Genomic DNA, 12381 nt, shown 5'->3' with positions numbered 1-12381 from the left:
ATCGTATGGGGTGGGTCGGACATCACGGGACCGATATCGCCAGAGGCGATCACACCTGGGCGGCCGGGATCAGCTCGCGGAGCTTCTCCCGGGTCTCGGCGTCCGTGGAGTAGATCACGGTGCCGATCATGCCCCGGGTGAGCAGCACCTTGTAGGTGTTGCGGATCAGCCGGTCGATGTCGTCGTCGGTGGTCGACTTGGTGAAGATCGGGTCCTTGGAAGCGGTACGGTCCACCACCCACCGGTCGGTACGCCAGACCAGATCCGGCCCGATGATCACGCCGGACCAGTCGTACTCGAAGCCCTGCGCGGTGTAGACGCAGCCGACCTGCCCGAACCCGGCCTCCTCGGTGGCCCACAGCGCGCGCGGCGGCGCCCCGAACAGAGAGCGGTCGCCGGGCACGTTCCACGGCTTGGCCCAGCCGCCGATCGCGACGTCGGCGGGCAGTTCCGTCATCTCCGAGGTGATCTTCGTGGTCCAGCTCCAGCAGTAGCCGGCCGCCATGCGCGCCCCGTACTTCTCCGCCTTGCGGGCGGTCAGGAAGTCCTCCAGCTCCTGAGGGCTGCCCACGGTCAGCAGCTGCACCTTTTCGTCCGGCTCCCAGACGACGGGCCCGTCACCCTCCAGCCCGAGCAGACCGGTCACCCAGCGCAGGTACGCCTCGCTGCCCCCGCACCGGAACTGGCTGTCCAGCTTCACGACCGTGCACTCCAGGCCCTGAGCCTTGGCGGCCTGCTCGATCTGCTCGACGGTCCCCATCTCTCCCGGGCGCACCACCTGGTGCTGGTCCAGCAGGAACACCGGTACCCGGGCAGCGTCGATCAGCTCTGCGACCTGGGGGCGCCCGGTGCGCAGGTGGGCCCTGGTGTAGCGATTGGCGGAGGTCAGGCGGATCCGGTGCGCCTCGTCGCAGATGAGGACGTCGAGGTCGTTCGGTTCCGCCTCCATGAAGCTGTTGAAGTACTTGAACAGCCTCTGCACCTCGGTCTTCCGAGCTCCCGCGACCTTCCGCATGGTCTCGGTGAAGGAGGAGGACCCGGTCGCGTGGAGGGCCGCCACCCCGCGGCGGTACAGCTCGCCCAGGAGCGACAGGGCGATCACGCTTTTCCCGGAGCCCGGCCCGCCGGCGACGACGATCACCTGCTTGTGGTTCGCGCGCTGGGCTTTGCGGACCGCCGACATCACCAGCTCGTAGGCGACCTTCTGCTCGTCCAGCAGGACGAACTGCTCGCGGTTGCGGACCTCCTCGGCCGCCACCTTCATCAGCTGCTTCGAGGGCCGCACCTTGCCGTGGAGCAGGATCTCGGCGGCCTCGCCCCCGGGCTTCGGAGCGAGCCGGGAGCGCAGGTAGTGCTGGAAGGAGCTGCGCTGGTCCTGGGTGAACAGCCGCCCGCGCACGTCCTCCGGCACCTCGCGCAGCCACCGGACGTCGGAGTCCTTGGCGTTGTGCAGGTAAGCCACCCCGGCGACCGACTCGGGGGTGTGCTCCAGCGCCCCGTTGAAGGACACCAGGTAGTCGCAGTAGGCGCGGACCTGCTCGATGGGGTTCAGCTGGGCGTCGGGGTACGCGTCGATCCGGCACAGCCGCGGGTCGTCGGCCTCCTGGTACGTCTTGCTCCACTGCTTGAGTTCCACGATCACGTACGAGGGCTCACCGGTGGCCGGGTGCACGCCGGCCAGTATCACGTCGGCGCGCTTGCTGGTGAGCGGCAGCGCGTACTCGATCAGCATCTCGACGTCGCCGAGACCGGCCTCGACCAGGGTGTTCGCCAGCACCGGGAGGCTGCGCTCCCAGGACTGGATCTCCGAGGGGTGCGGGCGGTGGCCCCTGGCGTGCAGGAAGTTCTCGGCCAGCATCAGCGCGAGCGCCCCTTCCGCGACCGAACCGCCGAAGAAGCGGGCGGCCACGGATGCCACGGATTCACGGAACAGCAAGACTTGCCCCCAGGCAGCACGAAATGACTCGTGCGGGTGGGGGCATGTCCTGGTCGGTGTCCGCCCGCGCCTGCGCGCGTGTGGTCAGGAAGCTCGTCGGGCCGCTGAGATTGGTCCGGCCATGGTAGGGCAGACGGTGATCACGCGGTCGCTCAGGGCAGGCCTGGCCTGGTGACCTGGCTCAAATCGATCTCCGGCTGCGGGCGTTCACCTCGGCGAGGCAGACCCGCAGCCGCTCCCGGCGGCTCACCGGCTCCAGATCGGCCGGTTCGGCGGTCCACTCCGGGCCGGAGGTGAGCGGGCGGAGCCTGACGCCGTTGTGGGTGTCGGCGTAGTCGGTGACGACACCGACCCGGCCGTGCCGGCGGTCCCGCACGGCATCGCCGGACCGCAGGTGCACGGGTGGAGGGTCCGTCACCCGGCGGCGCCCTTGGCGATGACGGCGGCGAGGGCGTGGGCGACGGGCGCGGAGCAGACCCCCAGGTGCACGAGCGCGTACCGGGCCTCGTCGGCGCGCTCGTCGGGCCAGGGGGTACGGACGTCCATGGCGGGGAGTTGGATTCCGGCCCGGGAGAGAGCGGCGGCGAGTGCGTCGCGGGCGGTGATGGCCTCCTTGATCTTGGCTCGGGATGCGCGTGTGGCGCGTGCGGTGTTCGGGGTCCGATGGTGTGGCGTGGTGGCCATGAGGGCTCCTGTCGTGGGGAGTTCCGGTCGAGCGGGTTTCCGTCGTTCGCCTGACCCGGGTCTGCAGGTCGGATTACCGTGCGTAGTGCGGGCATCACGAGCATGTATCCGGAACCGGCCCGCCACGCCGTGGGGCTGCTGTGCTTCGCCGCAGGTGATCAGTGGTTCCACACCTTCCACACCAGCACCGTCCTCGGAGGGGAGCGCGATGCCGCAGCGACGCGTCATCACCGGCCGCAGCCAGGAACCACGCCAGCGGTTCGCGGAGGAACTGCGGATACTCCGGACCGGGAGCGGGGCGAGCCTGCGGCAGCTGGGGGAGCGGCTGGGGTGGGACTGGTCGTTGTTCGGGAAGATGGAGAAGGGCGAGACCCTGGGCGGCCCGGAGGTGGTCCAGGCGTTGGACCAGCACTACGGGACGCCGGGGCTGCTGCTGGCGTTGTGGGAGGTAGCGGCGGGGGATCAGCGGCAGTTCCGCGAGCAGTACCGCCGGTACATGGCGCTGGAGGCGGAGGCGGTGAGCCTGTGGCATTTTGCGGTGAGCGTGCTGCCGGGGTTGTTGCAGACGCCGGGGTATGCGCGGGAGCTGCTGACGGCGGGCGGGATGGTGGAACCGGAGCTGACGCAGCAGGTGGAGGCGCGGATGTCGCGGCGGGAGCTGCTGGAGGGGGAGGCGGCGCCGCGGTTTCGGACGATCATCGCGGAGGCGGCCCTGCGGACTCCACTGAGTGACTCAGATGTGTGGCGAGAACAGCTTGAGTACATGCTGGAGATGGCAGAGCGGCCACAAGTGACAGTGCACGTGCTTGAACAGAGCGCTGGGCTGCACGGTTTGATGGGCATGGACGTCTGGTACCTGCTTCTGCCGGAAGGTCGTACGGTGGCTTACACCGAGAACGGATACCGGGGCGAACTGATCGAGGAAGCAAACCCCGTCGTGCGGTTGCAGACGACGTACGATGCGGTGCGTGACCTGGCACTTTCCCCGGCTGAGTCGCGGAAGTTCATCCTGCGGATGTTGGAGGAAGCACCGTGAGATCCATCGACCTGAGTGCCGCTACGTGGCGCAAGAGCAGCTACAGCAATCAGGACGGCGGCGCTTGCGTTGAGGTATCGGACGACTTCGCCGCCATCGTTCCTGTACGAGACAGCAAGACCCTGCACGGTCCCGTCCTAGTGTTCCCCGTCCGCGGTTGGGCTGCGTTCGTTGCGGCCGTCCGGGACGGCGAGCTGACTGCCTGAACAACGGAACGGCTCCTGTGATCGAGGGATCACAGGAGCCGTTCCGCGTTGTGGCGACTGCTACTTCTTGGCGGTACGGCGTCCACGTGTTGCGGCGGCAGGACGCCAGGCCCGCAGGTCGTCGTCCGTCAGACCGTGCTTGCCCTGTTCCATCTGGCGGTCGCCACGGAAGAACGCGGCCTTGGAGGAGCCGAAGGCCGGATCGGGTTCCTCGTGCCACTGGTCCAGCCACGGCTGGAGCTCCAGCAGGCCGGCCAGGAAGGGCATCGCTTCCTCCGCGCTCAGGGCCTCGTTGGCGGCGATGTACGTGTCGAGCGCGTACGCCTGCTCGGCGTGGTCCCAACCGGCCCAGCCGTACAGCTCCGGGGTGGGGACGTTGGTCTGCCCGTAGGAGATGAAGCGCTCCTTGGGCACGTCGAGCTTGCCGCGGGCCCGCCAGTAGGAGGGGCGCAGGAAGTCGGCCGAGGTGTACTTCGGTGGGACCGGGATCTCGTCCCGGATCTTCCGCTTGGCCGGCTCGTCCGGGGCGTCGTCCTCCTGCCGCTGGAGGTCCCAGACGTGCTCCCAGTCGGCGCGCTTCTTGAGCCCGGAGGGCTTGTAGCGCAGGGCAGAGAGGAAGGGGACGTGCTCGTCGGTCATCAGCTCGGCGACGACGGCGGGCAGTTCCTTGCGTGGGGCGTAGATCTTGGCGACGGAGACGAAGTCCTCGTCGCGGGACAGGTTGTCCGTGAGCCGGGAGAGGGTGACGAGGGCGGGCATCCCGTTCTCATCGAACCAGTGCGAGCGGTCCTCGATCCGGTCCAACAGCCAGGCGCGCAGCGCCTTCTCCTGGAGCGCGTCCCAGCCTTCGGTGGCCCAGCGGCGCTTGTACTCGGGCCGCTCGATCATGCCGATGGCACGGCTCGACTCGATGGCGTCGATCCGCTTCTGGACGACCTTGCGGTAGGCGGCGGGCCAGTGCGAGGGAATCTCGGTGACGGGCGTGGACCCATGCCGCTTGAACCACTCGCCACTGGCCTCGCCAGCAGCAATGCGGCGTGCGAGCACGATCTCGAAGGCGCGCTCACCTAGGGCGAGTTCGGGGATGTCAGGTGAGTTCGGAGACTCGGAAACTCGGAGGTCTTGGGGGTGCAAATTGTAGAGGGAGTAGACCTGCCAGTCCAGCTCCTCCTGCAATGCAATCATCTGGGCGCGGGTGGCGCTCCAGCTTAGCCGCGCGTTGCGAAGCGAAGTGCTGTTTGGTGTGCCGTGTACTGCAAGGCTTGAGGGAATGACAGATTTGAGCTGCTGCGCGAGGTTATCCAAGCGAAGGCCCAGGGAAATGGGGGAGGTGTGCGGTAGCGGGATGCGCCCGAGGTTGGCTCCCTTGATCTGGTAAAAGCGCTCCCACTCCTGCGACTTGAAGCCCTCGTTAACGCCCTGGCTACCCTTGTCGTGACAGTTCATCTTGAGCCAGAAGCACACCAGGGAACTATTGAGCAGGGCGAGTAGGCGTAGGTGCTCTTCCTCGCTTGCCTGATCTGTGAGCGTGATTGCAGGGGCGGTATCCTTGAAGACTTTATCGCCTCGATCGAGGGTGAAGTGATTCAACGTGGTCGTCTCGGGCACCGCGATAGAAAGGGGGGACTTGTATCGTTCCTTGAAGAACATTGAGTACTCGAACCAAGTTAGGCCTCGCTGTACCTGGCTCTTTCCAAACGCGATTCGGTTCGTTAGGGGCGTCCTGTAGGGCCAGAGTGTGCGGAGTGTCGAGTCGGCGGCGTCTGGCTTGAGTGTCTCTGCCGAGTAGGGCCAAATAGAGGCTTTCGGTTCAGAAATCAGGTAGTCGCGGACCTGGGTTCCCTCGACGATATCCCGCTGCTGAGTAGGGGGAACCTTGTTGCGTCGCAGGAAACCCGCGCCGACCATGTATGCGTCGTCTTCGCGTGTTACTGCACCTGCGCCAATTGCTTCGGAGATCTGGCTTAGAGTGGTAGTCGATGCTGAGGAAATGCTGGAGACAAGCTCCAATCCACCATCGGAGAGAATCCAGGGGCGCTGGCTAAAGTAGATGTCCCGGTTCAAGTCATCAACCGACACCCATGTGCTAGCCGACCCCGGCATGTCGATTTGGCGGACGATTGCCTTCCATACCAATCCTTCCCCACCGCTCGTTGGCGCGGAAGGCTCACCCTGGACGCTTCGTACAGTCCGGATAGTCGTTCTGCGCGTGCTGCCGCCTCGTCGCCTGCCGACCAGGATGACCGTCGGGGTTCCGTGTCCAGGAATGTATGCACCTGAGGTGTCTACGACTTCGGTCAGTTCCACCTCATGGCCGAAGTACGTCTCGATGAGCCTCGTGCCGAACTCGCGCTTCATGAAGGAGTTCGCAGTGATCTGGCCGACCATGCCATACCGGCGCCCGCTTTCGGCGTCTCCGGCCATCGCGAGCTCGAAGAATCGCTGAGCGAACGGCACCGACAATGCATACGTTCCCGCGCACGCGTCGTACAAGCCTCGGTACAGCTCGTTGAGCTTCTTGTCCTTCACCGTGATGTACGGCGGATTGCCGACCACCACGTGGTAGCGCCCCTGCTTCAGGATGTCCGGGTGTTCGTGGATGTCTTCCGTCTCGTACTTGAACTCGGCCAGTTCATCCGAGTCCTCCGAGCCGTCGCCTTCGAACAGGCTCTCCTGCTTGTGGCGGTGCTTGATGAGGGAGTCGCCCACCGCCAGGTGGATCGGCCACTCGTACCTCGCGGCCTCGGCCAGCGTCCGGACCCCGCTCGCCGCCATCGCCGCCACCAGGAGCCGGAATCGCGCGATGGCCACCGCGAACGGGTTCAGGTCGACGCCGTGGACTGAACCCAGAGCCGCCGCGACCCTCGCATGCAGGTCCTTGGCCGGCTGGCCTTCCGCCCACAGGCGGACCAATCGACGGAACGCGCCTAGGACGAAGTGGCCCGACCCGCACGTGGGGTCGATCATCTTCAGGCCCTCGTAGCCGAACTCGCGGACCGCTGGGTTCATCGTCCGGTCGAGGATGAACTCCTCCACGAACTCCGGGGTCTGGAGCAGTGCGTACGTCTTACGTGCCGCCTCGCTCAGGTCCTGGTACAGGTCGCCCAGGAAGCGGGTGTCCCAGCCCTTCGTGCCGTCTCCGTCCTCCTCCAGCGGGTCCGTGAAGTCGTGGATCAGGACGCCCGCTTCGTCGCGGGCGCGCCAGAAGTCCACCAGGTCGCTGGCGCCGTCGTGCGAGAGGGGAATCTGGTACAGGGGGTTGTGGCGGCGGTCGAAGAGGAGGCGGCCCGCCTGGCCGGCGCCCAGTTCCTCGAAGGCGTGCTCCAGCCAGCCGCGGTATGTCGGGTCCGCAGACGTGGCCACGTACTCCTCGTACTTGGCCAGGGCCAGGTCGCGGCGGTCGGTGCCCGGGGCCGTCAGGTACGGCTCCGGGATCAGGCCGTTGTCCTCGCAGAAGCGGACGAAGACCGTGCCTAGGACCCAGGCCACCGCCACCTGGGTGACGCGGTCGTCCAGCCAGGAGTTCCAGGTCGCCGCCGTGCGGCCCAGCTTGCGGGCGCGGTCGTACTCGGCCTTCAGCCTCGCGCCGACCTCCTCGACGGCCTTGACCTGTTTCGTCAGATCGGCCTCGGCCGCTGTGACCTGCTTCTTCAGATCGTCCAACAGGGCCTTGCGGTCGATCACTTGACGTCTCCCTCGGTTGAAGCGGTGGCGCCGGCTGCCTGCCGGTGCCGGTCCTGGACCCATGAGTCCGGAAGTTCGATCCATTCGCCCAGGCCCACCTGGTAGGCCACGGCCACCTGCCCCAGCCTCGGCTCCCGAGCCGGGTCGCCCTGCGGAACGAGGAGCCACAGCCCGCGCCCGCCCTGCCGTGCGGCCTCGGCCAGCCGGTCCAGGACGCCCATCGCGTCGTACCGGGCGAAGACCGACGCGTCCGTGAGGAGGACCGGGCCAGAGCCGGTAGCAGGAGAGAGCAGGTCCCGTACCCGGGGCTCCACCGCGCCCCAGGCCGTCCGCGCGTACTCGGCGAACTTGAGCGCGCCGCGCGACCCGGACTCCGCAGCGTCCGCCTTGAGCAGGGTTTCCCACGTCGGCTTGGTGTCGGGTGGGACCAGAGCGTGCAGGGCTTCCAGGAAGAGTTCGGTGACCGAGACCGCTGCCGCGTCCATGCGGGCCTCCAGGGCCCGGACTGCCGCCGGCGAGCTGCCGTGGTGCACGGTCAGGACGCGGTAGCCGTCCTTGCGGGCGGAGACGCGCAGCCGCTCGTCTGCGCGGGCGGCGCCCGCCAGCAGCGGATCGTCCGCGTAGCGGATCGCGGCGCTCATGTCCGTTGCCCGCGGGCCGGAGCCGGAGGTGAGGTAGCCGCTGGTGATGCTGTCCATGCGGGTGGGCAGGTAGCGCTGCGTCTTCGTGCCCTGGAGGGTGGACAGGGACAGATCGAAGCCTGCGTCCCGCAGGGCCTTGGTCAGCGGGCCGCCGGTCGGCAGGTCGTGGGTGAGGGTGCCCCGTGCGTCCTGGACGACCAGTTCGGGGAAGCGGGCGCGTACGCGCTCGTGGATGTCCTCCGCCCGGATGCCGGGCTGGCGGCCTTCCGGCATGCCCGGGGTGAGACGTACCAGGCCGGCCTGGGTGAGGCGCAGGGCCCGTACGAACGCCAGGTCGCGGGGGTAGACCTCCAGGCGCGGGGTGGCCGCCGCGTTCGCCGAGGCGGCGGCGGCCAGCTGGACCAGGCGGCGCTCGTCCCAGTCGATGGTGCCCGGCGGGACGGTCAGCGCGTTCAGCTCACCGAGGACGGTCGCGGCCGTCGGGAGGGTTTCGAGGCGGGCCAGTCGGTCCGCGGTACGGCCCAGTCGGGAGGCGTAGTCCAGCAGGCCGGGGGCGGTCGGGGTGTCCGGGCCGTCGGCCTCCCGGACGTCCAGGGCCAGCAGGCCCGCGCCCAGGGAGTCCTCCGTCGCCTTGCGGTTCGGCTGGTGCTGGAACTCGGCTTCCTCCGGGTCGAGCTGCTCGACCTCCACCACGGCGCGGACCGCGGCGAGCGCCAGCGCGCGGCGCTGCTCCCGTTCGGCGAGCCGGGTGCCGCGGCGCACCGCCAGGGCGTCTGCGACCTCGACGGCGGAAGCGACCCTGCCGAGCCCTTCAAGGAGGCTGACGATCTCGTCACGGAGCGCTTGCACCGCCGGGTGCTTCTTCCAGCGCTTGCGCTCCTCCTTCAGCATCTGCGGGATGCGGCCCACGGACAGGTCCAGCGCCTCCGCCACGTCCTTCTGCTTCGGCCAGACGCCGATCGCGGGCAGCTCGCCGCGTTCGTCGGGCAGGCGCAGCAGCAGGCGCACCATCTTGACCTTGTTGGCGTTGGAGCGGTTGTTGTTCAGCTCGGGTACGAGGAGCGTGGCGAGGGTGTCCAGAGACACCGACCGGAGGGCCTTGCCGGACAGACCGCTCGCGCCTTCGGTCGTCGCGAGTCCGCCGAGTACGGCGGATTCCGCGGCGGTGAGCTGGGCGAGCTCCTCCTTGGCCTCAGCCCGACCGCGCGGGCTGAGCGGCGAGACCGGTGCTTCGCGCAGCAGGTTGCCCCACTCGCGCTGGCGCCGCTGCACTTCGGCCCGGGTCTTGGCGCCCAGGCCCGGAGCGTTGGGGAGCTTGTAGCGGCTGTACTCGAGCAGGCCGCCGACCGTGGTGATGTCCAGCCCGTAGAGGAAGGACTCGGCGGCCGGGGTCAGGCCGGCGGCCGAGAGGTGGGTGTCCCGGGTGACCTCGGCGGCCAGCCGGTCGCGCTGCTCGTCGGCGGTCAGGGAGTCGGCCCGCGCGATGGCGGGGGCGTCGGCCTCGGGGGTCTGCGGGGCGGTCGTCGGCTCGGGGTGGCGGGAGCGGTGGCTGGACGGGACGGACTGCGAAGCGTCCAGGAAGATCTTCTTCCAGGCGTCCCGCATCGGCTTGAGGTCCGGGAACCGCTTGGCCGTGTCCCGGGCCAGGGCCTTGCGGAAGAAGGCCACCAGGCCGTCGCGGACCGCGGGCTCGAAGGCGTCGGCCGCGATCAGCGGGTGCGGGAACTCCTTCTGGTCGGTCATCCGGGGCGGGAGCGAGCCGTCCCCCCACTTGGGCAGCTCGCGGGAGGCCATCTCGTGCAGGGTGACGGCGACCGCGTACCGCTCGGCGTGCGAGTCGTACGCCGAGCGCGTGAGGGTGCCGATGAACGGATCGAGGTAGCCCTCGGTGCCCGCTTCGTGTTCCGTCGCCGGGTAGCCGGCGAGCGAGAAGTCGATCAGGACGAGTTCGCGGGTGCGGTTCGGGCGGATCCGGATGGCGATGTTGTCCGGCTTGATGTCGCGGTGCCAGACGCCCTCGCCCTCCAGGAAGTCGACGGCGCCGAACAGGTAGTCGCCGTACGCCTCCAGCTGGTCCATGGGGAGGCGCCCGCGGTCGCGGAGCTGGCGGGCGACGGTCTCCTCACGGTGGCGGGTACGGATGCCGGACTCGTCCGTGCCTTCAGGATCGGCTGCGCGCTCGTCGCCCACGTACTCCAGGGCGAGGACCGTACGGCCGCCGATCTTCAGGGGCTGCGGCTCGACGAGCCGGATCACCCGGGAGTCGGCGCGGAGCCGGCCCATGATCTCGGCTTCGCGCTCCAGCACCGAGCCACGGCTGTCGGACTGGGCCACCTTGAGGACCGCCAGGGAGCGGGGATGGCGTGCATCGGCCTCGCGGTCGCGGACGAGGAAGGCCCGGCTGGTGGAGCCGGTGCCCAGCCTGCGCCGGACCTCCCAGCGGCCGGCGAGCACGTCCCCGGCGACGGCCTCGAGCGGGTCCTTCTCGGGGGCCGGGGCGACAGCGGGATCGGCGCTGTCGGTAGCTTCCTGGACGGAGGCCGCGGAATCGGCGGAAGGTGCGGTGAGGGCGTCCTCGACGAGCTCCAGCATCTCCAGGAACTCGTCCACCGTGGACAGCCGCTGGGCGGGCCGGTAGGCGGTGGCGGCCTGGACCAGGTCGTCGATGTCCTCCGACAGGCCGTCCACCAGCGAGCTGGGCCGCAGCCCTTCGCCCGCTTCGAGCCGCGCGAGCAGCTCGGCCTGGCTGGCGGCCGGGGGCTTGCCCGTGACGAGCAGGTAGGTGAGGACCCCGAGGCCGTAGACGTCCAGGTAGACCGGGTCGGCACTGAGGGCGGTCAGCTCGGGTGCGAAGTACGGGTCCGAGCCCTCCGACAGATGCATGGCGGAGAGCGCGGTGGGCGCGAGCCGGGTGGCACCTGGGGCGGCGCCGCCGGTGCCGCTGCTCTGCGTCGCGATCTGCCAATCGGAGATCTGCAGGCGCGGGGTGAGCCACGCGGTCTCCTCGCCGACCGTCCGGCCCTCGCGGCCCCGGCTGCGCGGGATCACGTGGATGGAGCGGGCGGCCAGTGCCCGGTGGAAGATGCGGCGCGAGTGGGCGGAGCGCATCGTCTCGGCGAGCTGCCGGACCAGCGACATCCTGGCCAGGATGTCCAGCTTGTCCCCGTACTGGAGGAGGTACTCGTCCAGGCGCAGGGTCTGCCGGTCGTAGTCGAACACGACGACGGGCCCCGCGGAGTGCTCGGACGGGAAGTACTGCCGGTACTGGACGACACCGGGGTGCCTGAACCGCTGGAGTACGGCGGCCTCCCGGCGGGCGGCGTTGTCCACCGACTTTCGAAGCGCCGCGGAGGAGCCGCGTTCGCGGAGGTAGATGCGGACCCGGGCGGTCTCGGGCAGCTCGCTGTGCTTGGCGTTGTAGTCGGCCCAGGTCGGCCCTGCGTCGAAGGCCTTCCGCTCCAGCTCGTACGGGCCCACCTTGTACTCGGCGTCGCTGCGGCGGATGCCGACCCGCTCCAGCGCGGCCTTGATCTCGCGGGAGTCGACGGCGGTGATCCGGTGGCGCTCCTCCCGCGGCGGCTGCTTCAGCATGGTGAGCAGCTCGGGAAGGGTGTAGATCCCGTTCTGGTCGTGGGCGGGCAGCCGGACCCGCAGGGAGCCGTCAGTGAAGCAGACCGCCTCGGCCACCCAGACGCGCTTGCCCTGCTGCCCGAGCAGCCCGGCCAGTTCCTTGGCCTTCTTGTTGACCAGGTGCAGCGGATTGCCGTGGGACTCCCGGCGCCCATTGGGCTTCAGCTGTACCCAGGTGCCGCTCTCGCTGGTGACCGTGCCGCGCCAGTTCTTCAGCTCGATCATGCAGGCGCCGCCCGGGGCGACGACCAGCAGGTCCACTTCACGGACATGGCCGGTGTTCGCGGTGAAGGTGAAGTTGGACCAGGCACGCCAGGGGTCGGAGTCGGGCAGCTGGTCCCGGATGGCGTCGAGGGCGCGGCGCTCATGGTCGAACTCGGACTCGGTGACCGTGGTCCACCGGCCTTCCCGCATGCGCTGTTCCCGCCTTCTCCGTCACCGCGCCGTCTGTGATCTCCGCCCGTTCCGTCCGGCACTGCCGGACTTGGCGGAAACTCCGAGAATCCTAACGGCAGGGAGTGACAGCCGGACCTGGTCAGAGCGACGAGAAGCAGGGGCTCGACG

General features: G+C 68.9%; 7 protein-coding genes. 2 read left to right on the top strand and 5 right to left on the bottom strand.

The features are described 5' to 3' along the window. Nucleotides 1-49: 49 nt before the first annotated feature. The 3 genes from ACFWP3_RS11725 to ACFWP3_RS11715 form a co-directional block, all read right to left on the bottom strand. On the bottom strand, nt 50-1936 hold the full coding sequence (locus tag ACFWP3_RS11725; protein WP_384219028.1) for a DNA/RNA helicase domain-containing protein: 1887 nt from the start codon (nt 1934-1936) through the stop codon (nt 50-52). A gap of 181 nt (nt 1937-2117) precedes the next feature. Then, on the bottom strand, nt 2118-2336 hold the full coding sequence (locus tag ACFWP3_RS11720) for a hypothetical protein (RefSeq protein WP_384219026.1): 219 nt from the start codon (nt 2334-2336) through the stop codon (nt 2118-2120). Between the two features lie 14 nt (nt 2337-2350). Next, complete coding sequence (locus ACFWP3_RS11715; RefSeq protein ID WP_384219023.1) at nt 2351-2620, bottom strand: hypothetical protein; 270 nt, start codon at nt 2618-2620, stop codon at nt 2351-2353. 208 nt (nt 2621-2828) lie between these two features. Between ACFWP3_RS11715 and ACFWP3_RS11710 the strand changes: the two genes are divergently transcribed. Together ACFWP3_RS11710 and ACFWP3_RS11705 are read left to right on the top strand one after the other, a co-directional pair. Next, nucleotides 2829-3656, top strand: a complete 828-nt coding sequence (locus ACFWP3_RS11710; RefSeq protein ID WP_384219021.1) for a helix-turn-helix domain-containing protein — start codon at nt 2829-2831, stop codon at nt 3654-3656. Next, nucleotides 3653-3862, top strand: a complete 210-nt coding sequence (locus tag ACFWP3_RS11705; RefSeq protein WP_384219019.1) for a DUF397 domain-containing protein — start codon at nt 3653-3655, stop codon at nt 3860-3862. The genes ACFWP3_RS11710 and ACFWP3_RS11705 overlap by 4 nt, the downstream gene beginning before the upstream one ends. 60 nt (nt 3863-3922) lie before the next feature. On the opposite strand, the gene pglX is transcribed toward ACFWP3_RS11705, so the two are convergent. Then, a complete protein-coding gene (pglX, locus tag ACFWP3_RS11700) occupies nt 3923-7546 on the bottom strand; it encodes a BREX-2 system adenine-specific DNA-methyltransferase PglX (RefSeq protein WP_384219016.1) in 3624 nt (1207 codons plus the stop codon). Beyond that, nucleotides 7543-12231 carry a BREX system serine/threonine kinase PglW gene (pglW, locus tag ACFWP3_RS11695; RefSeq protein ID WP_384219014.1) on the bottom strand — a complete coding sequence of 1563 codons (4689 nt, stop codon included), beginning with the start codon at nt 12229-12231 and terminating at the stop codon, nt 7543-7545. Before pglW ends, pglX begins: the two co-directional genes overlap by 4 nt. Nucleotides 12232-12381 lie beyond the last annotated feature (150 nt).

The organism is Streptomyces sp. NPDC058525 (assembly GCF_042719495.1).
Taxonomy (GTDB): domain Bacteria; phylum Actinomycetota; class Actinomycetes; order Streptomycetales; family Streptomycetaceae; genus Streptomyces.
This window is presented reverse-complemented; position numbering and strand designations above follow the sequence as displayed.

What these genes read in the sequence shown, in the direction of transcription:
- ACFWP3_RS11715 (WP_384219023.1), bottom strand. Translation starts at nt 2,620, where the DNA reads ATGGCCACCACGCCACACCATCGGACCCCGAACACCGCACGCGCCACA.
- ACFWP3_RS11710 (WP_384219021.1), top strand. Translation starts at nt 2,829, where the DNA reads ATGCCGCAGCGACGCGTCATCACCGGCCGCAGCCAGGAACCACGCCAG.
- pglW (WP_384219014.1), bottom strand. Translation starts at nt 12,231, where the DNA reads ATGCGGGAAGGCCGGTGGACCACGGTCACCGAGTCCGAGTTCGACCAT.